This is a genomic window from Amycolatopsis sp. NPDC033938, assembly GCF_055575975.1.
On the sequence record NZ_JBVIRO010000001.1, the window covers coordinates 1,146,413 to 1,167,145 of the forward strand.

Genomic DNA, 20,733 nt, shown 5'->3' on the forward strand with positions numbered 1-20,733 from the left:
GTAAAGCTCGATTTCAACGAAGGAAAAGGAGATGAAATGAAGCGAATCGCGGCCCGTGTGCTGCTGCCGCTCGCCGTGGCGGGCGCGTTGTCCGGACTGGCGGGAGGGATCGCCTCGGCCGACCCGCTGCCGGGCCTGCCGACCGGTGGTGGCGGCCCGGCGCTCTGGCTGATCCCCGGTGTCGACCTCGGCGGGCTGCTCGGCCCGGCCGTCACGGCGCCGACCGGCGTCCTCGCCCCGATCTTCGGGATCATCACGCCGATTTCGTAAGAAACCGTTACCAGCAAAGGAGAAACCCATGAAGAAGAGTCTCGTCCGCGCGGTCGCCGGCGCGGCGCTCGCCGGCCTCGTCGCCCTCGGTGCGGCCGCTCCCGCACTCGCCGTGGAAGCCGCCCCGAACGATGTCGTGGTCGTCGACGAGCCCGACACGAGCGACCTCAACAACATCTGGACGTTCGCGCCGCTCGGTGTCCCGGTGCTGGGCCTCATCCAGTCGCTCAACGGTGTCCCCGGCCGGCTGCTGCCGTCCTGACTTTTCGCGGCGGCGCGGCTCCCGGGCCGCGCCGCCGCTTTCGGTGAGGAGAACCGATGGCCGACAGACAACTGATCGGGCGGATCGCCATCGCGGGAATCGTGGTGGCCGCGCTCGCGACCTGCGTGGTGCTGCTCAACGGCGGTGAAGAGCCGCTAGCCGAGACGGTGGCCGTCGTCGGCGAACCCACCGACGCCGCGCCGTCGCGCGAACCGGACCGCACGATCACACGGACGCTCAGCCAGGAGCGGCCGCAGCCGGTGTCGGGCGACTGGCGGATCACCTACGAACTCGACGGCACGGGGACGGCGACCGTGGTCTACGACTCGAACGGGCTGGGGCTCGTGCACCAGGAGTTGCAGGTGACACTGCCGTGGCGCAAGGAACTCACGTGGAAGAACACCGGCGCGCCGCCGACCGTCCAGCTGATGGGGCAGGGCGAGGGCGCCGTGGAATGCCGGGTGGCCGTGGGCGGCGCCGTCGTCACGGCACAGAAGTCCACCCCCGGCGAGGTCGCCACCTGCGCCGGCCGCCTGGCCCCCTCCTGACCCGCCCCCACGTCGCCTTTAGCGGGCTAATCGCGATCCGGGCCGGAGAAATTCGCTGGCCGGGGCAGGGATCATGGAGCCATGAGCTGGAGCTTCGAAGTGACCCCCGTCGACCACCCCGACGCGGCGCTGCTGCTGCGCGAGTACCTGGACGAGATCGCGTCGCGTTACTACGGTAGCCCGGTCCCCGAGGAGGAGCTCGACATCCTGCTCGAGGAGCATCACAGCCGGGATCTGGTCCCGCCGACCGGCGCCTTCCTGCTCGCGCGCCGTGACGGGGTGCTCGCCGGATGCGCCGGGGTCCGGGGCGCCACGCCTGAAATCGCCGAACTCACCCGCGTCTTCCTCCGGAAGGACGAGCGCGGCCGAGGCGGGGCGGCGCTGCTCGTGGCCGCCGCCGAGGACGTCGCCCGAGGACTCGGGGCCACCTCCATCCGCCTGGACACCCGCAGCGATCTGGTCGAGGCGAGGGCCCTGTACGCGCGCCTCGGCTACGACGAGGTCGAGCGCTTCAACGACAACCCTTTTGCCCACCACTTCTTCTCGAAGTCCCTGGTCCAGGCCATGTCAGATCGCGTTTAGCCCGCTAAAGTCGCTCTGGCCCGCGCGCGCCCGGAGCGCCTTTAGCGGGCTAAACGCGATCTCAGCGGGGCAGGCGGGCGGCGACGTCGATCAGGAAATCGGCCTCGGCGAGCAGGGTCTCGCGGTCAAGGGACCGGTGCCCGCCGGTGCGGATCGTCCCCCGTTCGACGAACACGGGCCACCGCCCGAACCGCGGGTCGCCGAGGATCCAGGCGCGCACGTCCGGCGTGAGCAGCCCCGCGGCCCGCTCACGGTCGGCGGCGCGGACCTTCATCGCGCCGTCGAAGGCCCTGTCGAACGTCTTGACCTGCTCGAATTCCCGCAGCACACGGGCCGGGAACACCCCGTCGGCCGCCAGGAAGAGCGCCGCCGAATCCGGCACGCGGACCTGCACCGAATGGAACGCCCGCGGGGTGGTGTCACCGCCCGGCTGATGGCGGTCGTCGAAGAAGTCGACGCCGATGACGTCGTGGTCGCGGTGCCGGAACTCCACCGACCTGGTCACCGAAGCCTCGGCCAGCGGCCGGTCCCGCCCGACCGGATCCACGCCGAACCCGGGTGACGTACCGCCGTCCTCGGCGTGGAATCGGCCGGACCTCTCCGCGGCGAAACCGCTCATCCAGTGCCCGCGCTCGTGCCTTCCGCGCACCTTCCCGGCGATGAACAGGACCAGGAACAGAAGCCCGACGCCGACCGCGAGCATGAAGATCGCCCCGAGGGTGATCATGACCGGCGAATCGGCGTCGAGTGCCGAGACCATCTCGTATTCCCTTTCCACACCGCTCGAAAGTCTCAGAAGTCCAGGTCGTCCTTGATCTCCTGATCGGACTGCTCCTCGCCGCGACCACCGTGGTCTCCGGCCTTCTTGAAGTCCTTGGTGTAGCCGATCACCTTGCCGCCGGCGTCGAGGATGGCCTTGCCGCGCTTGTCCTTCCAGTCACCGGTCGTCGCACCGGTCACGCCCTTGACGACGCCGTCCACCGCCGCCTTGCCGACGTCGCGCCGCATCTCGGCGCGCAACGTCGCGTCGACGTCGACCGCGTCCTTGGTGGCGTTCAGCACCGGCCGCGGGGTGTCGAGCCGCTTGCCGAGCATGCCCTTCTCACCCATCAGCGCGTCGACGTACCCCTTGCCGGACTTGGTGTTCGCCATCCGGTCGGCGAACCGGTCGGTCGCCTTGGTCCCGTCGGTGAGGAACTTGCCCATCTTGCTGTCGGCGAGTTTGGCCTGCATCTTGCGCAGCCACGCCAGCACGTCGGACAGGATCTTGCGGAGCCGGTTGACGAACCCCGTCGTCTTCGTCGCGGTGGACGCGAGCTTCGGCGGCGTGGCGGCACCGGCGGCCGCCGTCGAAGCGCCCGCGGTGGGGATGGCCGCGGCGATCGCGGGCACCCACAACGTGATCAGCCAGCTGATGACCTCGGTGAGGATGGCCTTGATCAGCTCCTCGATGAAGGTCATCAGCATGCTGTTGAGCTGCAGCATCTGCGCCATGTCGCCGGCCTTCGCCGCGACACCGTTGATACCGCTGGAGAACTCCGCGAGCCCCTTCTTCGCCGCCGTCCCCGCGTCACCGGCCCAGCCGGCGAGCCGCTCGTCCGCGACCTGGTCGAAGTTGACCGACATCTCCTGCAGCGCCTTGGCCAGCGTGCCGAAGTTCTCCGCCGCCTTGCCCAGTGCGGGGCCGTCGCCGCTGACGAAATGGATGGCGTCCTGCACCGGCTGGACGACGTTGATCAGAAAGCTCAGTCCCTGCCCGATGAGCCAGCCGAGCGGATCCGTCGCGATGTCCACAATGGTCTGTGAGCCGGACTGGATCAACGACTTGGCGTCGAGGGCGATGGTGGTGACACCCAGCGCGATGTCCGCGCCGTCGGCCTGGGTCTTGCTGTCGAAGACCTGTTTGTACGCCGAGACGGAGTCCTTGCCCAGCTGGACGGCGTCGCCGACGATCGGCGTCTTCTTGATCGCGTTCTCGGTGTTGATCCCGGGGATCACGGTGTCGCCCTGGTAGGACTTCATCGAGACGCCCTCGGTCACGTCCTTGACCTCGGCCATTACGGCTTCCCCCCGGTCTTGGGCCCGTCGATCTTCGCTTCGATCTTGTTGAACGTGGTCACATGGTCCTCTTCGACGCCCTGGTAGATGTCGGCCGCCTGCGTCATCTTCGACCCGGCGCTCTCCAGGCCCTTGGCCATGGCTTCCATCAAATCCTTGAGGGAGGCCAAAGTCTGCGTGTAACCGTCCTTGGTGAACAGGCCGACGAGTCCCCAGGACTGGTTGCCGACGTCGGCCTGGCCGACCATTTCCTTCAGCTTCCCGGTCTGGCCGCCGTAGTTGCCGAGTTCGCCGGAATAGCGGCGGAGCGCGGCGGGATCCACGGTGTAGCCGCCGTTGACCGAACCGTCGGGCATCAGTGGTCACCTTCCTCGAACAGGTGCTTCAGGAACCGGTCGCCGTCCGAGCCGCCGGACGACGGCGGTGCCGGTCGCGGCGGCTCCGGGTCGGTCTTGAGGACCGATCGCTCGGAATAGTCGTCCGCCGGGCTGTCCGGTGAAGGACGCGCCGGCGCCTCTTCCGCCATCTTCGACCGCATTTCCTCGACGGTGGTTCCGAAAAGCTCCGCCTGGGTCTCCAGCACCTGGTCGACCAGGTGGAGATCGTCACCCATGTGCTCTTCGACGATGGCGGCCTGCTTGCGCGCCGATTCGGCGACGGCCTGCTGGATGGTCGACATCAGCGCCGCCGAAAGGGCCTCCGGACGCTGGCGTAACGCCTCTTCGGTGAACCGGACGTCCATGATCGCGCCCGCCGGGCCCGCCACCACGGTGACCGAACGGTCCGGAGAGGACGCCGTGGCCTGAAGCGCGCTGAGCTCGCTCTGCATGTCGCCGATGTTCGCGAACCGATCATCGACGTTCTGGATCCTGGACTGGAACTTCTCGAATTCCGCGACCAGCTGTTCGAACTCGGCTGACATGGAGCCTCCCCGTGCGAGTGCGATGCGCCACCTGGAACCACGCCCGTCGACGCTGTGACCGGTGTCATCGTGACCTATTCACCGGTTCGACGCGATGGGGTGCTTCTCGGATCCATCCGGCTCACCCGTTAGGGGAATGGGTAGCGTGGTTCGCCGAGTAAGGCGACAGCAGCACAGCGAGGGGAGGCGTCGTGGACGCCGAGCAGAAGGAAAGCAACGAGGAGCCGAGGCGGGGGAGCCACGCGGCGCCGGAGGGTGCGCCCGTGCACCCGCTGATCGATCTCGGCCGGGACCCGAACCCCGGCAGGCCGGACCACGCCAAGCCCGACGAGGAATGAAGGCCGGGCGCGCGGCCCCTCGGTTCGAGGGCGAGGGAATGAACGCGGCCGAAACGCCGTTCCATCAGGGTGGCCGCGGCCTGACGCCCGGCACGATATAGTTATCGACCCCCCGATTTGGTCGCCCCTGAAGTGGGCGGGTATCTTTGGAGACCGTGCCCGGCAGGCGTCGGGCCGTCCCGTGTGCCGTGCGGCGTGAACGGGGTGCTCAGGCATCCGGTTCGAAGGCTTCGCCCACACGGGATCCGACGGAAAATCCCTACGGGAAGTTACCGGTCGAAAGACCGTGACGCGGGCCGACACGCCCGACCGCGGGGGCCGGAGACAGACACGTAGTAGCAAGATCGCGAACAGAAAGCTGGTCCATTGCCCACGATCCAGCAGCTGGTCCGTAAGGGCCGCCAGGACAAGGCTGCCAAGCAGAAGACCGCGGCCCTCAAGGGGAGCCCGCAGCGGCGTGGCGTGTGCACTCGCGTGTACACCACAACCCCCAAGAAGCCGAACTCGGCGCTTCGCAAGGTCGCTCGTGTGAAGTTGACCAGCGGCATCGAGGTCACCGCCTACATTCCCGGTGAAGGCCACAACCTGCAGGAGCACTCGATGGTGCTCGTGCGTGGTGGTCGTGTGAAGGACCTGCCGGGTGTCCGTTACAAGATCATCCGCGGTTCGCTCGACACCCAGGGTGTCAAGAACCGTAAGCAGGCGCGCAGCCGGTACGGCGCGAAGAAGGAGAAGAGCTAATGCCTCGCAAGGGTCCGGCGCCGAAGCGGCCGCTGATCTCTGACCCCGTCTACGCATCCCCGCTGGTCACCCAGCTGGTGAACAAGGTGCTGAAGGACGGCAAGCGGTCCCTGGCCGAGCGCATCGTCTACGGCGCCCTCGAAGGCGCTCGCGAGAAGACCGGCACTGACCCGGTCGTCACGCTGAAGCGCGCCCTCGACAACGTGAAGCCCACCATCGAGGTGAAGAGCCGTCGTGTCGGTGGCGCCACCTACCAGGTGCCGATCGAGGTCAAGCCGGGCCGCTCCACCACCCTTGCGCTTCGCTGGCTGGTCTCCTTCTCCGCGGCTCGCCGTGAGAAGACCATGATCGAGCGCCTGCAGAACGAGCTGCTCGACGCGAGCAACGGCCTCGGCGCCAGCGTGAAGCGGCGCGAGGACACGCACAAGATGGCCGAGTCCAACAAGGCCTTCGCGCACTACCGCTGGTGATGACCGCCCGGCTGCCGATCCAAGCCTTGCCGGGCCCCAATTTTGAGACAGGGGAACACTCTCGTGGCACGTGACGTGCTGACCGACCTGAACAAGGTCCGCAACATCGGCATCATGGCCCACATCGACGCCGGTAAGACCACCACCACCGAGCGGATCCTGTTCTACACCGGGGTCAACTACAAGATCGGTGAAGTCCACGATGGCGCCGCCACCATGGACTGGATGGAGGAGGAGCAGAAGCGGGGTATCACCATCACCTCGGCTGCCACCACCACCTTCTGGGCCGATCACCAGATCAACATCATCGACACCCCGGGTCACGTCGACTTCACCGTCGAGGTGGAGCGTTCGCTCCGCGTGCTCGACGGTGCCGTCGCCGTGTTCGACGGCAAGGAAGGTGTCGAGCCGCAGTCCGAGCAGGTCTGGCGTCAGGCGGACAAGTACGAGGTTCCTCGTATCTGCTTCGTCAACAAGATGGACAAGCTCGGCGCGGACTTCTACTTCACCGTCCGCACCATCGAGGAGCGCCTCGGTGCCCGCCCGCTGGTCATCCAGCTGCCGATCGGCTCCGAGAGCGAGTTCGAAGGCGTCGTCGACCTGGTCCGCATGAAGGCGCTGACCTGGCGCGGCGAGGTCCAGAAGGGTGAGGACTACGCCGTCGAGGAGATCCCGGCCGAGCTCGCCGACAAGGCGGCCGAGTACCGGGAGAAGCTCGTCGAGACCGTCGCCGAGGCGGACGACGCCCTCATGGAGAAGTTCCTCGAGGGCGAGGAGCTGACCGAGGCCGAGATCAAGGCCGGTATCCGGAAGCTCACCGTCGACCGCGAGGCGTACCCGGTGCTCACCGGTTCCGCCTTCAAGAACAAGGGCGTTCAGCCCATGCTCGACGCGGTCATCGACTACCTTCCGTCGCCGCTGGACGTCCCCGCCGTCGAGGGCACGCTGCCCGACGGTGAGACCGTCGTGTCGCGCAAGCCGTCGACCGAGGAGCCGTTCTCCGCTCTGGCGTTCAAGATCGCCGCGCACCCGTTCTTCGGCAAGCTGACCTACATCCGGGTGTACTCGGGCAAGGTCTCCGCCGGCGCGCAGCTGATCAACGCGACCAAGGAGCGCAAGGAGCGCATCGGGAAGCTCTTCCAGATGCACTCCAACAAGGAGAACCCGGTCGACGAGGCCCAGGCCGGCCACATCTACGCGGTCATCGGCCTGAAGGACACCACCACCGGTGACACCCTCGCCGACCCGCAGAACCCGGTCGTCCTCGAGTCGATGACGTTCCCGGCGCCGGTCATCCGCGTCGCGATCGAGCCGAAGACCAAGGCCGACCAGGAGAAGCTCTCCCTGGCGATCCAGAAGCTGGCCGAAGAGGACCCGACGTTCCAGGTCAACCTGGACGAGGACACCGGCCAGACGATCATCGCCGGTATGGGCGAGCTGCACCTCGAGGTGCTGGTCAACCGCATGAAGTCCGACTACAAGGTCGAGGCGAACATCGGTAAGCCGCAGGTCGCCTACCGCGAGACGGTGCGCAAGACGGTCGAGAAGCTCGACTACGTGCACAAGAAGCAGACCGGTGGTTCCGGTCAGTTCGCGAAGGTCATCGTCAAGCTCGAGCCGCTCGAGTCCACCGACGGTGCCCTCTACGAGTTCGACAACAAGGTCACCGGTGGTCGCGTGCCGCGGGAGTACATCCCGTCGGTCGACGCGGGCGCGCAGGACGCCATGCAGTACGGCGTGCTGGCCGGCTACCCGCTCGTCGGGTTGAAGTTCACCTTGTTGGACGGCGCGTACCACGAGGTCGACTCTTCGGAAATGGCCTTCAAGATCGCCGGTTCCATGGCGATGAAGGAAGCCGCGAAGAAGGCCGGTCCGGTCATCCTCGAGCCGCTGATGGCCGTCGAGGTCACCACGCCCGAGGACTACATGGGCGATGTGATCGGCGACCTCAACTCCCGCCGTGGCCAGATCCAGGCCATGGAGGAGCGCGCCGGTACCCGTGTCGTCAAGGCACTGGTCCCGCTGTCGGAGATGTTCGGTTACGTCGGTGACCTGCGGTCGCGTACCCAGGGACGTGCCAACTACTCCATGGTGTTCGATTCCTACGCCGAGGTTCCCGCGAACGTCGCCAAGGAAATCATCGCGAAGGCGACGGGGGAGTAGTTCCCGTCTGTCCGCGGGCATAAGGGACACTCCTGACCGTCCGCAGCACCCACCGAGAAACGAATCTCCGTCCGACGACAGCCACGTTGGCCGGTGAGTAAGCAAAACAGTCCAGGAGGACATTCCAGTGGCGAAGGCGAAATTCGAGCGGACCAAGCCGCACGTCAACATCGGGACCATCGGTCACGTCGACCACGGTAAGACCACTCTGACCGCGGCGATCACCAAGGTTCTGCACGACAAGTACCCCGAGCTGAACACCGCTTCGGCGTTCGACCAGATCGACAACGCGCCGGAAGAGAAGCAGCGCGGTATCACGATCAACATCTCGCACGTCGAGTACCAGACCGAGAAGCGTCACTACGCCCACGTGGACGCCCCCGGTCACGCGGACTACATCAAGAACATGATCACCGGTGCGGCGCAGATGGACGGCGCGATCCTCGTGGTCGCGGCGACCGACGGCCCGATGCCGCAGACCCGTGAGCACGTGCTGCTCGCGAAGCAGGTCGGCGTGCCTTACATCGTGGTCGCGCTGAACAAGGCCGACATGGTCGACGACGAGGAGATCCTGGAGCTCGTCGAGCTCGAGGTCCGCGAGCTGCTGTCCTCCCAGGACTTCCCTGGCGACGACGCTCCGGTCATCAAGGTCTCCGGCCTGAAGGCCCTCGAGGGCGACGCCAAGTGGGGCGAGAGCGTTCTCGAGCTGATGGAAGCCGTCGACGAGAACGTGCCGGACCCGGTGCGTGAGCTCGACAAGCCGTTCCTGATGCCGATCGAAGACGTCTTCACGATCACCGGCCGTGGCACGGTCGTGACCGGCCGTATCGAGCGTGGCCGCGTCAACGTGAACGAAGAGGTCGAGATCGTCGGCATCAAGGAGAAGTCGACCAAGACCACCGTCACCGGTGTCGAGATGTTCCGCAAGCTGCTCGACCAGGGTGAGGCCGGCGACAACGTCGGTCTGCTGGTCCGCGGTATCAAGCGCGAGGACGTCGAGCGCGGCCAGGTCGTCGTGAAGCCGGGCACCACCACCCCGCACACGGAGTTCGAGGGCTCGGTCTACATCCTGTCGAAGGACGAGGGTGGCCGTCACACCCCGTTCTTCAACAACTACCGCCCGCAGTTCTACTTCCGTACCACGGACGTGACCGGCGTCGTCACCCTCAAGGAGGGTGTCGAGATGGTCATGCCGGGCGACAACACGGACATCAGCGTTGTGCTGATCCAGCCGGTCGCCATGGACGAGGGTCTGCGTTTCGCCATCCGTGAGGGTGGACGGACCGTCGGCGCCGGCCAGGTCACCAAGATCATCAAGTGATTCAACGCCACCCGGGGGTCTGATACACCCCCGGGTTCAAGGCGTCAAATCACGTGTGCGACACTATTCAGGTTGCTCGTCATGGGGCGGCCGAACCTTGCAAGTCATTTGATGAGCAGGTTCCGGCCGCCCTGGTATGAGCGGCCACGGTCCGTGGAGCTCTTCCTTCGGGTGAGGCCAGCGGGCGCGGCGGTTGAGACGGCATGGCCGGATCGCTGCCTCCTCACATGAGGAAGACCAGCAAGACGACGATCCCGCGGGATCCGTCTGTGCGTCGGGCGCGACACGCCCGACCGCGTGGACCGGGGACAGGGCCGTTGAACTGCGAGAACCCCGGCCCCGCCGAGGTTTGAAGAGACAAAGCGGCACGAGACGACAAGGAACGCAGCCACCATGGCGGGACAGAAGATCCGCATCCGGCTCAAGGCCTACGACCACGAGGCGATCGACACCTCGGCGCGCAAGATCGTCGAGACGGTCACGCGCACCGGCGCCCGTGTTGTCGGGCCGGTGCCGCTGCCCACCGAGAAGAACGTTTACTGCGTCATCCGCTCGCCGCACAAGTACAAGGACTCGCGCGAGCACTTCGAGATGCGCACGCACAAGCGTCTGATCGACATCCTCGACCCGACGCCGAAGACGGTCGACGCGCTCATGCGCATCGACCTGCCGGCGAGCGTCGACGTCAACATCCAGTAGCGGCTGGCGAGCGGCGGAGAGTAAGAGACTCATGTCTGACAGGCAAGTGAAGGGCATCCTGGGCACCAAGCTCGGCATGACCCAGGTCTTCGACGAGAACAACCGGGTCGTCCCGGTGACCGTCGTCCAGGCCGGTCCGAACGTGGTCACCCAGGTTCGGACCCAGGAAACCGACGGCTACAAGGCCGTGCAGCTGGCTTTCGGTGCGGTCGACCCGCGCCGGGTCAACAAGCCGCGCACCGGCCACTTCGACAAGGCGAGCGTGACCCCGCGTCGTTTCCTTGCGGAGCTGCGTACCACCGACGCCGAGACCTACGAGGTCGGCCAGGAGATCACCGCTGAGGTGTTCGAGGCCGGTATCGAGGTCGACGTGACCGGTACCAGCAAGGGCAAGGGCTACGCCGGTGTCATGAAGCGTCACGGCTTCAAGGGCCAGGGCGCGAGCCACGGTGCCCAGGCCGTGCACCGCAAGCCCGGCTCGATCGGTGGCTGCGCCACCCCGGGCCGCGTCTTCAAGGGCCTGCGCATGGCGGGCCGGATGGGCAACGACCGGGTCACCACGCAGAACCTGACCGTGCACGCGGTGCGTGCCGAGGACGGCCTGCTGCTGATCAAGGGCGCCGTGCCCGGTCCCAAGGGCGGCCTGCTGTTCGTTCGCAGCGCCGCGAAGGGTGGTAACTGAACATGACCAGCGTCGAGCTGAAGACCCCGGCCGGTAAAGCCGACGGCACGGTCGAGCTCCCCTCGGAGATCTTCGACGTGCAGGCCAACGTGCCCCTCATGCACCAGGTCGTGGTGGCCCAGCTGGCCGCCGCTCGCCAGGGCACGCATGACACCAAGACCCGCGGCGAAGTCCGCGGTGGTGGCAAGAAGCCGTACCGCCAGAAGGGCACCGGCCGCGCCCGCCAGGGTTCGACCCGTGCGCCGCAGTTCACCGGTGGTGGCGTCGTCCACGGCCCCACGCCGCGTGACTACACCCAGCGGACCCCGAAGAAGATGAAGGCCGCCGCCCTCCGTGGCGCCCTCTCCGACCGGGCCCGCGCCGGACAGCTGCACGTCGTCACCGAACTGGTGACCGGCGAGAAGCCGTCCACCAAAGCCGCCAAGGCCGCCATCGCCGCGGTGACCCAGGCCAAGCGCGTTCTCGTGGTGCTGCACCGCGACGACGAGCTGAGCTGGAACTCCGTGCGCAACCTGGCCGAGGTCCACATCATCACGCCCGACCAGCTCAACACCTACGACGTGTTGGTCAACGACGACGTGGTGTTCACCAAGGCCGCTTACGACGTGTTCGTCGCCGGCCCCGTCCGGGGCAAGGGCGCGAAGGCTTCGGCCCGGTCGAGCGAGGTTGAAGGGAGTGACGAGCAGTGAGTGCGATCGCCATCCCCGATCCCCGCGACATCTTGCTCGCGCCGGTGATCTCCGAGAAGTCCTACGGGCTGCTCGAGGACCACAAGTACACGTTCATCGTCCGCCCGGACGCCAACAAGACCCAGATCAAGATCGCGGTCGAGAAGGTGTTCGGCGTCAAGGTGGTCAGCGTCAACACGGCCAACCGCCAGGGCAAGCGTAAGCGGACTCGCGCCGGCTTCGGCAAGCGCAAGGACACCAAGCGCGCCATCGTGACTCTTTCGGCTGAAAGCAAGCCGATCGAGATCTTCGGCGGACCCACCGCGTAAAGGACTGAGCTGACACATGGGCATCCGCAAGTACAAGCCGACGACCCCGGGTCGTCGCGGTTCGAGCGTCTCCGACTTCGCCGAGATCACTCGGTCGACCCCGGAGAAGTCGCTGCTTCGTCCGCTGAGCAAGTCCGGCGGCCGTAACTCCAGCGGCAAGATCACCACCCGCCACAAGGGCGGTGGCCACAAGCGTGCGTACCGGCTGATCGACTTCCGCCGGAACGACAAGGACGGCATCCCCGCCAAGGTCGCGCACATCGAGTACGACCCCAACCGGTCCGCTCGTATCGCGCTCCTGCACTACGCCGACGGCGAGAAGCGCTACATCATCGCCCCGGAGAAGCTCAAGCAGGGTGACACGGTCGAGAACGGCCCCCGTGCCGACATCAAGCCGGGTAACAACCTGCCGCTGCGCAACATCCCGGTCGGCACCGTGATCCACGCGATCGAGCTCCGCCCCGGTGGCGGCGCGAAGATGGCGCGGTCCGCCGGTGCCAAGGTGCAGCTGGTGGCGAAGGACGGGCCTTACGCCCAGCTTCGTCTCCCCTCGGGCGAGATCCGCAACGTCGACGTGCGCAACCGCGCCACCGTCGGTGAGGTCGGCAACTCCGAGCACTCCAACATCAACTGGGGCAAGGCGGGTCGTAACCGCTGGCGCGGCAAGCGCCCCACCGTCCGTGGTGTCGTCATGAACCCGGTCGACCACCCGCACGGTGGTGGTGAGGGTAAGACCTCCGGTGGTCGCCACCCGGTGAACCCGAACGGAAAGCCCGAAGGCCGCACCCGCCGCCGCAAGGCTTCCGACTCCATGATCGTCCGCCGCCGGCGTACCGGCAAGAAGCGCTGAGCAGGGAGGTAGAAGAACATGCCACGCAGCCTTAAGAAGGGCCCCTTCGTGGACGACCACCTGCTCAAGAAGGTGGACGTGCTCAACGAGTCGGGCAAGAAGACCGTGATCAAGACCTGGTCGCGTCGCTCCACGATCATCCCGGACTTCCTGGGACACACGATCGCGGTGCACGACGGCCGCAAGCACGTCCCGGTGTTCGTCACCGAGGCGATGGTGGGTCACAAGTTGGGCGAATTCGCACCGACTCGGACCTTCAAGGGCCACATCAAGGACGACCGCAAGTCGCGCCGCCGCTGAGCGGGCACGAGAGAACAAGGAAGCTAGCGATGAACGCCCAGAACGACGTGGCCGAGGCTTTGCCGACGGCTTACGCGCGGGCTCGCTTCGTCCGGGACTCGCCTACCAAGGTGCGCCGGGTGATCGAGCTGATCAAGGGACGTAGCGCCGCCGACGCCTTGGCCGTGCTCCAGTTCGCCCCGCAGGCGGCAAGCGAGCCGGTCGCGAAGGTGCTCGCCAGCGCCGTGGCCAACGCCGAGAACAACCTCGATCTCGACCCGGACACCCTCTGGGTCAAGAACGCCTACGCCGACGAGGGCCCGACCCTCAAGCGCATCCGTCCGCGGGCCCAGGGCCGCGCGTACCGGATCCGCAAGCGGACCAGCCACATCACCGTCGAGGTGGAGTCGCGTCCGAAGGCCGAGGCCAAGAAGGCACAGGGCAAGAAGAAGGCAGGTGGCCGGTAGTGGGCCAGAAGATCAACCCGCACGGCTTCCGCCTGGGTATCACCACGGACTGGAAGTCGCGTTGGTACGCCGACAAGCAGTACGCGGAGTACGTGGCCGAGGACGTCAAGATCCGGAAGCTGCTGTCCACGGGCATGGAGCGCGCCGGGATCTCCAAGGTCGAGATCGAGCGCACCCGTGACCGGGTCCGCGTCGACATCCACACCGCCCGGCCGGGCATCGTCATCGGCCGTCGTGGTGCGGAGGCCGACCGCATCCGCGGCGCGCTGGAGAAGCTGACCGCCAAGCAGGTCCAGCTGAACATCCTCGAGGTCAAGAACCCCGAGGCCGACGCCCAGCTCGTCGCTCAGGGTGTCGCGGAGCAGCTGAGCAACCGGGTGGCGTTCCGCCGCGCGATGCGCAAGGCGATCCAGACCTCCATGCGTTCGCCGCAGGTCAAGGGCATCCGCGTGCAGTGCGGCGGTCGTCTCGGCGGTGCCGAGATGTCCCGCTCCGAGCACTACCGCGATGGCCGCGTCCCGCTGCACACGCTGCGTGCCGACATCGACTACGGCTTCTTCGAGGCCAAGACGACGTTCGGTCGCATCGGCGTGAAGGTGTGGATCTACAAGGGCGAGCTCGTGGGTGGTCTCAAGGCCAAGGAGGCGCGTGACGCCGCCGCGGCCGCCGAGCGTGCCCCGCGCCGTGACCGTGGTGACCGTCCGTCCCGCCCGCGCCGTTCCGGTGCGTCGGGCACGACGCCGACCTCGACCGAAGCCGGCCGGGCCGCTGCCGCCGCCAAGAGCGACGACACCGCCCCCGCGGCCACCGAGGCCCCGGCTGCTGAGACTGCAGAAAAGACGGAGGGCTGACACGTGCTCATCCCGCGCAGGGTCAAGCACCGGAAGCAGCACTCCCCGAAGCGTCACGGTGCCGCCAAGGGCGGTACGAAGGTGAACTTCGGCGAGTACGGCATCCAGGCGCTTGAGCACAGCTACGTGACCAACCGGCAGATCGAGTCCGCTCGTATCGCCATGACGCGTCACATCAAGCGTGGTGGCAAGGTGTGGACGACCATCTACCCGGACCGCCCGCTGACCAAGAAGCCGGCGGAAACCCGCATGGGTTCCGGTAAGGGTTCGCCCGAGTGGTGGATCGCCAACGTGAAGCCGGGCCGCGTGATGTTCGAGATCTCGTTCCCGAATGAGGAGACCGCCCGCGAGGCGCTCCGTCGCGCGATCCACAAGCTGCCCATGAAGTGCCGCATCGTGACCCGTGAAGGTGGTGAGTTCTGATGGCGAAGGCAGGTGCTGCCCAGGCATCGGAGCTGCGTGAGCTCACCGCGGAAGAGCTCGTTCTGCGTCTGAAGGAATACAAGGAGGAGCTCTTCAACCTCCGTTTCCAGATGGCGACCGGACAGCTCGACAACAACCGCCGTCTGCGCATCGTCCGTACGGACATCGCGCGGATCTACACGGTCATGCGCGAGCGTGAACTCGGCCTGTCCGTTTCCCCTGACGCCGAGAGTGAAGGTGCCGCATGAGCGAGCAGCCCAACGCTGAGGCGGCCCCCCGCAACGACCGCAAGGTCCGTGAGGGTTACGTCGTCTCGGACAAGATGAACAAGACGATCGTGGTCGAGCTCGAAGACCGCAAGAAGCACCGTCGTTACGCCAAGGTTCTCCGCAGCACCAGCAAGGTCAAGGTGCACGACGAGAACAACGAGGCGGGCGTTGGCGACCGGGTCACCCTGATGGAGACCCGCCCGCTGTCGGCGACCAAGCGCTGGCGTCTGGTGCAGATCGTGGAGAAGGCCAAGTAAGTAGGGCTCTTTTTGAGTCCCTTAGTTCCGCAAGGCTCGCGTCAAAGCGCGAGAACCAGCGCGACATACAGGAGTTGACGTGATCCAGCAGGAGTCGCGGCTACGGGTTGCCGACAACACGGGCGCGAAGGAAATCCTTTGCATCCGCGTTCTCGGTGGTTCGGGGCGGCGCTACGCGGGCATCGGCGACATCATCGTCGCCACCGTGAAGGACGCCATGCCGGCCGCCGGCGTGAAGAAGGGTGACGTCGTCAAGGCCGTCATCGTTCGCACGCGCAAGGAGCGCCGTCGTCCGGACGGTTCTTACATCCGCTTCGACGAGAACGCTGCTGTGCTCATCAAGAACGACAATGAGCCCCGCGGCACCCGCATCTTCGGCCCGGTGGGCCGCGAGCTGCGCGACCGAAAGTTCATGAAGATCATTTCGCTCGCGCCGGAGGTGTTGTAGAGCATGAAGGTGAAGAAGGGCGACACGGTCGTCGTCATCGCCGGCAAGGACAAGGGTGCCAAGGGCAAGGTCATCCAGGCCTACCCCGAGCGCGAGCGCGTGCTGGTCGAAGGCGTGAACCGGATCAAGAAGCACACCCGGATCTCGCAGACCCAGCGCGGCGCGCAGTCCGGCGGCATCGTCACCCAGGAGGCGCCCATCCACGTCTCGAACGTGATGGTCGTCGACTCCGACGGCAAGCCGACTCGCATCGGCTACCGCATCGGCGAGGACGGCAAGAAGGTCCGGGTCTCGCGCCGGAACGGTAAGGACATCTGATCATGACCACCGCAGAGAAGATCGCCCCGCGCCTCAAGGTGCGGTACCGCGAGGAGATCAAGGGACAGCTCCAGGAGGAGTTCTCCTTCGAGAACGTCCACCAGATCCCGGGCGTCGTCAAGGTCGTCGTGAACATGGGTGTCGGTGACGCCGCCCGTGACAGCAAGCTGATCGAAGGCGCCATCCGCGACCTGGCCGCGATCACCGGGCAGAAGCCCGAGGTTCGCAAGGCCCGCAAGTCCATCGCGCAGTTCAAGCTGCGTGAGGGCCAGCCGATCGGCGCGCGCGTCACGCTGCGCGGCGACCGGATGTGGGAGTTCCTCGACCGGCTGCTGACCATCGCGCTTCCGCGTATCCGCGACTTCCGCGGGCTTTCGCCGAAGCAGTTCGACGGCAACGGCAACTACACGTTCGGTCTCAACGAGCAGTCGATGTTCCACGAGATCGACCCGGACGCCATCGACCGCCCGCGCGGTATGGACGTCACTGTCGTCACCACCGCCAACACCGACGACGAGGGCCGCGCGCTGCTTCGCAAGCTCGGCTTCCCGTTCAAGGAGAACTGAGTCGATGGCCAAGAAAGCACTGGTCCACAAGGCCGCGAAGACGCCGAAGTTCAAGGTTCGCGGTTACACGCGCTGCCAGCGATGCGGTCGCCCGCACTCGGTGTTCCGCAAGTTCGGACTCTGCCGGATCTGCCTTCGCGAGATGGCACACGCGGGCGAGCTGCCCGGCGTCCGCAAGTCCAGCTGGTAAGAGTCTTTTTTAACTCCCACTTCGCCACAGGCCTTGCAGTGACTGCAGGGAACCAGGGCGAGAAAGGTTGACAGGTCACCATGACGATGACCGACCCCATCGCAGACTTCTTGACCCGTCTGCGTAACGCGAACTCGGCTTACCACGACGAGGTCGTGCTTCCCCACTCGAAGATCAAGGCGAACATCGCCGAGATCCTCAAGCGCGAGGGCTACATTTCGGGCTACCGCGACGAGCCGGGCGAGAAGCACAAGAACCTCATCGTGGAGCTGAAGTACGGCCCCAACCGTGAGCGCAGCATCGCCGGCCTTCGCCGCGTGTCGAAGCCCGGCCTGCGGGTCTACGCAAAATCGACCGAACTGCCGTCGGTTCTCGGTGGCCTCGGCGTCGCGATCATCTCGACGTCGTCCGGCCTCCAGACCGACCGTCAGGCCAAGCGCAACAGCGTGGGCGGCGAAGTCCTCGCCTACGTCTGGTAAGGAAGGGGGCACAGACATGTCACGCATTGGAAAGCTGCCGGTCGCCGTCCCCTCCGGGGTCGAGGTGACCATCGATGGTCAGCACATTCAGGTCAAGGGGCCCAAGGGCACCCTTGAGCACACCATCGCCGAGCCGATCACCGTGGAGCGCGCCGAGGACGGCACGCTGCAGGTGAAGCGGCCCGACGAGGAGCGCACCAGCCGTGCCCTGCACGGTCTCACCCGGACGCTGGTCAACAACCTCGTCGTCGGTGTGACCGAGGGTTACGAGAAGAAGCTTGAGATCCACGGTGTCGGTTACCGCGTGCAGGCCAAGGGCTCGGACCTCGAGTTCGCCCTCGGCTACAGCCACCCGGTGAAGATCGAGGCCCCGGAAGGCATCACCTTCAAGGTCGAGACCCCCACCCGGTTCTCGGTCTCGGGCATCGACAAGCAGAAGGTCGGCCAGATCGCCGCGGTCATCCGCAAGCTGCGCCGCCCGGACCCGTACAAGGGCAAGGGCCTGCGCTACGAGGGTGAGAAGATCCGCCGCAAGGTCGGAAAGACGGGTAAGTGATCATGAGCGACACGACTACGAAGCGCAAGCCGGTCGGCAAGGACATCTCGACCCGCCGCCGCGTCGCGAAGGCCCGTCGGCACTTCCGGCTCCGCAAGAAGATCAACGGCACGGACCAGCGTCCGCGCCTGGTCGTCAAGCGTTCGTCGCGGCACATCGCCGTGCAGCTGATCGACGACCTCGCCGGCAAGACCCTGGCGTCGGCGTCCACCCTCGAGGCGGACGTCCGCGCGCTCGACGGCGACAAGAAGGCCAAGGCCGCGAAGGTCGGGGAACTTGTCGCCAACCGCGCCAAGAACGCCGGTGTCTCGACCGTGGTGTTCGACCGTGGTGGCAACGCCTACCACGGCCGCATCGCGGCGCTCGCCGACGCTGCCCGTGAGGCGGGGTTGGAGTTCTGATGCAGATGCTCGTGAATGGAAGGACAGCCTGATGCCGGGACGTACACGGCAATTCGGCGGCGGCCAGGGTGGACCCGGCGGGCAGGGCGGCAACGACCGCAATGACCGTCGCGACCGCCGTGACCGGCGCGACAGCGGCCGTGGCGGGGCCGGCCAGGAAAAGACCCCGCACCTCGAGAAGGTCGTGACGATCAACCGCGTCGCCAAGGTCGTCAAGGGTGGTCGTCGCTTCAGCTTCACCGCCCTGGTGGTCGTCGGTGACGGCGACGGTCAGGTCGGCGTCGGCTACGGCAAGGCCAAGGAAGTTCCCGCGGCCATCGCCAAGGGCGTCGAGGAAGCGAAGAAGAACTTCTTCCGCGTTCCCCGTGTCGGCGGCACCATTCCCCACCCGATCCAGGGTGAGGAAGCCGCCGGTGTCGTGCTGCTGCGTCCGGCTTCGGCCGGTACCGGTGTCATCGCCGGTGGTCCGGTCCGCGCGGTCCTGGAGTGCGCGGGTGTCCACGACGTGCTGTCGAAGTCGCTCGGCTCCGACAACGCGATCAACATCGTGCACGCCACCGTGGCGGCCCTGAAGGGTCTGCAGCGTCCCGAGGAGGTCGCGGCTCGTCGCGGCCTGCCGCTCGAGGACGTCGCGCCGGCTCGGATGCTGCGGCAGCGCGCGGGTCAGGGGGTCTGACATGACTCAGCTCAAGGTGACCCAGGTCAAGAGCAAGATCGGCACGAAGCACGCTCACCGCGAGTCGCTGCGCACCCTCGGGCTGCGCAAGATCCGCCAGAGCGTCGTGCGTGAAGACACTCCCCAGGTTCGCGGCCTCATCCACACGGTCCGCCACCTGGTGGAGGTCGAGGAGGTCAAGGCATGACTGCCATCAAGATCCACCACCTTCGCCCGGCTCCGGGCGCGAAGCGCGACAAGATCCGCGTCGGCCGTGGTGAGGGCTCGAAGGGCAAGACCGCCGGTCGCGGTACCAAGGGCACCAAGGCCCGGAAGAACGTGCCCGCCGGTTTCGAGGGTGGGCAGATGCCCATCCACATGCGGCTCCCGAAGCTTCGCGGCTTCAAGAACCGCTTCCGTACCGAGTACCAGCCGGTGAACCTGGGCGACATCGCCCGCGTTTTCCCGGAGGGTGGCAAGGTCGGCAACGAGGAGCTCGTCGCGAAGGGCCTTGTTCGCAAGAACAAGCTCGTGAAGGTGCTCGGCAACGGTGACCTGAACGGCGTCAAGCTGGACGTCACCGCCGATGCCTTCTCCGGCTCCGCCAAGGAGAAGCTCTCCGCCGCCGGTGGCTCTGCCACCACGCTCTGAGCTCTCTTCGCTCGCTTCACCGAAAGGCCCGCCTGGCTTCGCCACGGCGGGCCTTTCGCTTGCGCTCGCTCCGCTCTCCCGCCTTCGCTCCGCTCGGCTCCACGGTGTCGACTTTCGCGGGCTAATCGCGATCCCGTGGTCGCCCAGGTGCCCAAGTCCCAGATCGCGATTAGCCCGCGAAAGTCGACGTGCTCACCCAGGCGAAGGGCGTGGCGGCTGTCGGGCTGAGCTGGAAGGATCATGAGGTGGACACACCTTTCGGGCAGGATCCGCAGCCAATCCAGCAACAGCCGGACGCTCCACCGACGGTCGTGTCGGTGCCGGACCCCGCGGATCCCGTGGGCGCTCCGGAGCGGTATGACCGGCCCGAGCCGCGCCGGCTGATCGCGGCAGGCCTGTCCGCTCTGGCGATGGTCCTGACGCTCGTCGGCTGCTTCTTCCCGCTCTTCCGCTCGCAGCACCGAACCGACTTCGACGAGGGCAGGAGCTTTGAGCTGGTGACGGTGCAGAGCGCGTGGGGCTCGGAGTTCGTCCAGCTGGGAGAGACGTTCAAGCAGTCGTCGGCTCCCATCGGCGTCCCTCTCCTGATCACCGCTGTCCTGCTCTTGGGCGCTCTGCTCGTCAGTGCGAAGACGGCTTACCAGCGACCGCCGAATGCGCTGGACCGATGGCTGACCACCAGCGCCGCGGTGTTCCTCGCCGCTGTCGTGACGACCATCGGCATGCTGGGCATCGGCATTGGAATCGGCCCGACCATCGAATCGACGACGACGCTCGAAGCGGGCATGTGGGCGCTTCTCGCCGCTGTCGCCGCCGCGGCGGGCGCAGCGGTCATGAGTCACCGCGTCCAGGAGGCCGAAATCCCGGTGATCGGTGACCCGAGCCTCGCGGATATGCCCACACCTAAGGACGGCATCTCCATCACGGTGCTCCCACCGGAGCCGCGGCCCGAGCCGCCACCGGACTATTCGGCCTTCGCACCTCCGCCGGCTTCCGCCCCGAAGGAGCGCGATTAGCCCG

The 20,733-nt window shown here is 66.6% G+C and carries 35 protein-coding genes; 31 read left to right on the plus strand and 4 right to left on the minus strand.

All coding sequences use genetic code 11. The features are described from left to right. Nucleotides 1-36: 36 nt before the first annotated feature. From ACZ5ZX_RS05710 to ACZ5ZX_RS05725, 4 genes are all read left to right on the plus strand, one after another. Nucleotides 37-270 carry a hypothetical protein gene (locus ACZ5ZX_RS05710; RefSeq protein ID WP_465500827.1) on the plus strand — a complete coding sequence of 78 codons (234 nt, stop codon included), beginning with the start codon at nucleotides 37-39 and terminating at the stop codon, nucleotides 268-270. A 28-nt stretch (nucleotides 271-298) separates the two neighbouring features. Next, on the plus strand, nucleotides 299-532 hold the full coding sequence (locus ACZ5ZX_RS05715) for a hypothetical protein (RefSeq protein WP_465500828.1): 234 nt from the start codon (nucleotides 299-301) through the stop codon (nucleotides 530-532). Nucleotides 533-588: 56 nt separating this feature from the next. Then, complete coding sequence (locus ACZ5ZX_RS05720; RefSeq protein WP_465500829.1) at nucleotides 589-1,080, plus strand: hypothetical protein; 492 nt, start codon at nucleotides 589-591, stop codon at nucleotides 1,078-1,080. A gap of 81 nt (nucleotides 1,081-1,161) precedes the next feature. Further along, nucleotides 1,162-1,662, plus strand: coding sequence for a GNAT family N-acetyltransferase (locus ACZ5ZX_RS05725; protein ID WP_465500830.1), 501 nt, complete (start codon nucleotides 1,162-1,164; stop codon nucleotides 1,660-1,662). A gap of 61 nt (nucleotides 1,663-1,723) precedes the next feature. Here the strand turns inward: ACZ5ZX_RS05725 and ACZ5ZX_RS05730 are convergent, their stop codons facing one another. The 4 genes from ACZ5ZX_RS05730 to ACZ5ZX_RS05745 are packed head-to-tail and all read right to left on the minus strand — an operon-like array spanning nucleotide 1,724 to nucleotide 4,642. Beyond that, a complete protein-coding gene (locus tag ACZ5ZX_RS05730) occupies nucleotides 1,724-2,422 on the minus strand; it encodes a hypothetical protein (protein ID WP_465500831.1) in 699 nt (232 codons plus the stop codon). Between the two features lie 32 nt (nucleotides 2,423-2,454). After that, nucleotides 2,455-3,720 (minus strand): WXG100 family type VII secretion target, encoded by a 1,266-nt coding sequence (locus ACZ5ZX_RS05735; protein ID WP_465500832.1) that lies wholly within the window; start codon nucleotides 3,718-3,720, stop codon nucleotides 2,455-2,457. Continuing rightward, on the minus strand, nucleotides 3,720-4,076 hold the full coding sequence (locus tag ACZ5ZX_RS05740) for a WXG100 family type VII secretion target (protein ID WP_465500833.1): 357 nt from the start codon (nucleotides 4,074-4,076) through the stop codon (nucleotides 3,720-3,722). The genes ACZ5ZX_RS05735 and ACZ5ZX_RS05740 overlap by 1 nt, the downstream gene beginning before the upstream one ends. Next, nucleotides 4,076-4,642, minus strand: coding sequence for a YbaB/EbfC family nucleoid-associated protein (locus tag ACZ5ZX_RS05745; protein WP_465500834.1), 567 nt, complete (start codon nucleotides 4,640-4,642; stop codon nucleotides 4,076-4,078). Before ACZ5ZX_RS05745 ends, ACZ5ZX_RS05740 begins: the two co-directional genes overlap by 1 nt. A 191-nt stretch (nucleotides 4,643-4,833) precedes the next feature. On the opposite strand from ACZ5ZX_RS05745, the gene ACZ5ZX_RS05750 reads away from it, so the two are divergent. From ACZ5ZX_RS05750 to ACZ5ZX_RS05880, 27 genes are all read left to right on the plus strand, one after another. Then, nucleotides 4,834-4,980 carry a hypothetical protein gene (locus ACZ5ZX_RS05750; RefSeq protein WP_465500835.1) on the plus strand — a complete coding sequence of 49 codons (147 nt, stop codon included), beginning with the start codon at nucleotides 4,834-4,836 and terminating at the stop codon, nucleotides 4,978-4,980. A 366-nt stretch (nucleotides 4,981-5,346) separates the two neighbouring features. Beyond that, nucleotides 5,347-5,721 carry a 30S ribosomal protein S12 gene (gene rpsL, locus ACZ5ZX_RS05755; protein ID WP_003102113.1) on the plus strand — a complete coding sequence of 125 codons (375 nt, stop codon included), beginning with the start codon at nucleotides 5,347-5,349 and terminating at the stop codon, nucleotides 5,719-5,721. Next, nucleotides 5,721-6,191 carry a 30S ribosomal protein S7 gene (gene rpsG, locus ACZ5ZX_RS05760; RefSeq protein ID WP_005166770.1) on the plus strand — a complete coding sequence of 157 codons (471 nt, stop codon included), beginning with the start codon at nucleotides 5,721-5,723 and terminating at the stop codon, nucleotides 6,189-6,191. The genes rpsL and rpsG overlap by 1 nt, the downstream gene beginning before the upstream one ends. A 63-nt stretch (nucleotides 6,192-6,254) precedes the next feature. Beyond that, on the plus strand, nucleotides 6,255-8,354 hold the full coding sequence (gene fusA / locus ACZ5ZX_RS05765; protein ID WP_061979961.1) for an elongation factor G: 2,100 nt from the start codon (nucleotides 6,255-6,257) through the stop codon (nucleotides 8,352-8,354). 127 nt (nucleotides 8,355-8,481) lie between these two features. Next, the gene (gene tuf, locus ACZ5ZX_RS05770; RefSeq protein ID WP_007031035.1) at nucleotides 8,482-9,675 is read left to right on the plus strand and encodes an elongation factor Tu; all 1,194 of its coding nucleotides are present in this window, start codon (nucleotides 8,482-8,484) and stop codon (nucleotides 9,673-9,675) included. A 393-nt stretch (nucleotides 9,676-10,068) separates the two neighbouring features. Beyond that, complete coding sequence (gene rpsJ, locus ACZ5ZX_RS05775) at nucleotides 10,069-10,374, plus strand: 30S ribosomal protein S10 (RefSeq protein WP_003102098.1); 306 nt, start codon at nucleotides 10,069-10,071, stop codon at nucleotides 10,372-10,374. Nucleotides 10,375-10,405: 31 nt separating this feature from the next. Next, nucleotides 10,406-11,056: a 50S ribosomal protein L3 gene (gene rplC, locus ACZ5ZX_RS05780; protein ID WP_061979959.1), complete on the plus strand. Its 651-nt coding sequence runs from the start codon at nucleotides 10,406-10,408 to the stop codon at nucleotides 11,054-11,056. A gap of 2 nt (nucleotides 11,057-11,058) precedes the next feature. Then, nucleotides 11,059-11,745, plus strand: coding sequence for a 50S ribosomal protein L4 (gene rplD, locus ACZ5ZX_RS05785; RefSeq protein ID WP_037314655.1), 687 nt, complete (start codon nucleotides 11,059-11,061; stop codon nucleotides 11,743-11,745). Then, nucleotides 11,742-12,053, plus strand: coding sequence for a 50S ribosomal protein L23 (gene rplW / locus ACZ5ZX_RS05790; RefSeq protein WP_005166778.1), 312 nt, complete (start codon nucleotides 11,742-11,744; stop codon nucleotides 12,051-12,053). The genes rplD and rplW overlap by 4 nt, the downstream gene beginning before the upstream one ends. 16 nt (nucleotides 12,054-12,069) lie before the next feature. After that, on the plus strand, nucleotides 12,070-12,903 hold the full coding sequence (rplB, locus tag ACZ5ZX_RS05795; protein WP_061979958.1) for a 50S ribosomal protein L2: 834 nt from the start codon (nucleotides 12,070-12,072) through the stop codon (nucleotides 12,901-12,903). Nucleotides 12,904-12,921: 18 nt separating this feature from the next. Then, nucleotides 12,922-13,203, plus strand: a complete 282-nt coding sequence (gene rpsS, locus ACZ5ZX_RS05800; protein WP_026468892.1) for a 30S ribosomal protein S19 — start codon at nucleotides 12,922-12,924, stop codon at nucleotides 13,201-13,203. Between the two features lie 29 nt (nucleotides 13,204-13,232). After that, entirely contained in the window at nucleotides 13,233-13,649 is a 417-nt protein-coding gene (rplV, locus tag ACZ5ZX_RS05805) for a 50S ribosomal protein L22 (protein WP_005166780.1), read from the plus strand. Continuing rightward, nucleotides 13,649-14,500, plus strand: coding sequence for a 30S ribosomal protein S3 (rpsC, locus tag ACZ5ZX_RS05810; protein WP_037314663.1), 852 nt, complete (start codon nucleotides 13,649-13,651; stop codon nucleotides 14,498-14,500). The genes rplV and rpsC overlap by 1 nt, the downstream gene beginning before the upstream one ends. A gap of 3 nt (nucleotides 14,501-14,503) precedes the next feature. After that, the gene (gene rplP, locus ACZ5ZX_RS05815) at nucleotides 14,504-14,923 is read left to right on the plus strand and encodes a 50S ribosomal protein L16 (protein WP_005166782.1); all 420 of its coding nucleotides are present in this window, start codon (nucleotides 14,504-14,506) and stop codon (nucleotides 14,921-14,923) included. Then, on the plus strand, nucleotides 14,923-15,171 hold the full coding sequence (rpmC, locus tag ACZ5ZX_RS05820; protein WP_061979955.1) for a 50S ribosomal protein L29: 249 nt from the start codon (nucleotides 14,923-14,925) through the stop codon (nucleotides 15,169-15,171). Before rplP ends, rpmC begins: the two co-directional genes overlap by 1 nt. Beyond that, nucleotides 15,168-15,449, plus strand: a complete 282-nt coding sequence (rpsQ, locus tag ACZ5ZX_RS05825; protein ID WP_007031041.1) for a 30S ribosomal protein S17 — start codon at nucleotides 15,168-15,170, stop codon at nucleotides 15,447-15,449. Before rpmC ends, rpsQ begins: the two co-directional genes overlap by 4 nt. A 79-nt stretch (nucleotides 15,450-15,528) precedes the next feature. Beyond that, nucleotides 15,529-15,897 (plus strand): 50S ribosomal protein L14, encoded by a 369-nt coding sequence (rplN, locus tag ACZ5ZX_RS05830; RefSeq protein WP_005166785.1) that lies wholly within the window; start codon nucleotides 15,529-15,531, stop codon nucleotides 15,895-15,897. Between the two features lie 3 nt (nucleotides 15,898-15,900). Further along, nucleotides 15,901-16,215: a 50S ribosomal protein L24 gene (gene rplX, locus ACZ5ZX_RS05835; protein WP_037314671.1), complete on the plus strand. Its 315-nt coding sequence runs from the start codon at nucleotides 15,901-15,903 to the stop codon at nucleotides 16,213-16,215. A gap of 2 nt (nucleotides 16,216-16,217) precedes the next feature. Further along, a complete protein-coding gene (gene rplE, locus ACZ5ZX_RS05840; RefSeq protein ID WP_061979954.1) occupies nucleotides 16,218-16,781 on the plus strand; it encodes a 50S ribosomal protein L5 in 564 nt (187 codons plus the stop codon). A 4-nt stretch (nucleotides 16,782-16,785) separates the two neighbouring features. Next, nucleotides 16,786-16,971: a type Z 30S ribosomal protein S14 gene (locus ACZ5ZX_RS05845; RefSeq protein ID WP_005166789.1), complete on the plus strand. Its 186-nt coding sequence runs from the start codon at nucleotides 16,786-16,788 to the stop codon at nucleotides 16,969-16,971. A gap of 80 nt (nucleotides 16,972-17,051) precedes the next feature. Beyond that, complete coding sequence (gene rpsH, locus ACZ5ZX_RS05850; protein ID WP_005166791.1) at nucleotides 17,052-17,450, plus strand: 30S ribosomal protein S8; 399 nt, start codon at nucleotides 17,052-17,054, stop codon at nucleotides 17,448-17,450. Between the two features lie 16 nt (nucleotides 17,451-17,466). Further along, nucleotides 17,467-18,006, plus strand: coding sequence for a 50S ribosomal protein L6 (gene rplF, locus ACZ5ZX_RS05855; protein WP_037314677.1), 540 nt, complete (start codon nucleotides 17,467-17,469; stop codon nucleotides 18,004-18,006). A gap of 2 nt (nucleotides 18,007-18,008) precedes the next feature. Continuing rightward, nucleotides 18,009-18,407: a 50S ribosomal protein L18 gene (gene rplR / locus ACZ5ZX_RS05860; RefSeq protein ID WP_037314970.1), complete on the plus strand. Its 399-nt coding sequence runs from the start codon at nucleotides 18,009-18,011 to the stop codon at nucleotides 18,405-18,407. Nucleotides 18,408-18,438: 31 nt separating this feature from the next. Continuing rightward, nucleotides 18,439-19,083 (plus strand): 30S ribosomal protein S5, encoded by a 645-nt coding sequence (gene rpsE / locus ACZ5ZX_RS05865; RefSeq protein WP_005166795.1) that lies wholly within the window; start codon nucleotides 18,439-18,441, stop codon nucleotides 19,081-19,083. Nucleotide 19,084: 1 nt separating this feature from the next. Continuing rightward, nucleotides 19,085-19,270, plus strand: coding sequence for a 50S ribosomal protein L30 (gene rpmD, locus ACZ5ZX_RS05870; protein WP_005166796.1), 186 nt, complete (start codon nucleotides 19,085-19,087; stop codon nucleotides 19,268-19,270). Beyond that, nucleotides 19,267-19,713 carry a 50S ribosomal protein L15 gene (rplO, locus tag ACZ5ZX_RS05875; RefSeq protein WP_037314680.1) on the plus strand — a complete coding sequence of 149 codons (447 nt, stop codon included), beginning with the start codon at nucleotides 19,267-19,269 and terminating at the stop codon, nucleotides 19,711-19,713. Before rpmD ends, rplO begins: the two co-directional genes overlap by 4 nt. 188 nt (nucleotides 19,714-19,901) lie before the next feature. Beyond that, nucleotides 19,902-20,729, plus strand: coding sequence for a hypothetical protein (locus ACZ5ZX_RS05880; protein WP_465500836.1), 828 nt, complete (start codon nucleotides 19,902-19,904; stop codon nucleotides 20,727-20,729). Nucleotides 20,730-20,733: the final 4 nt, after the last annotated feature.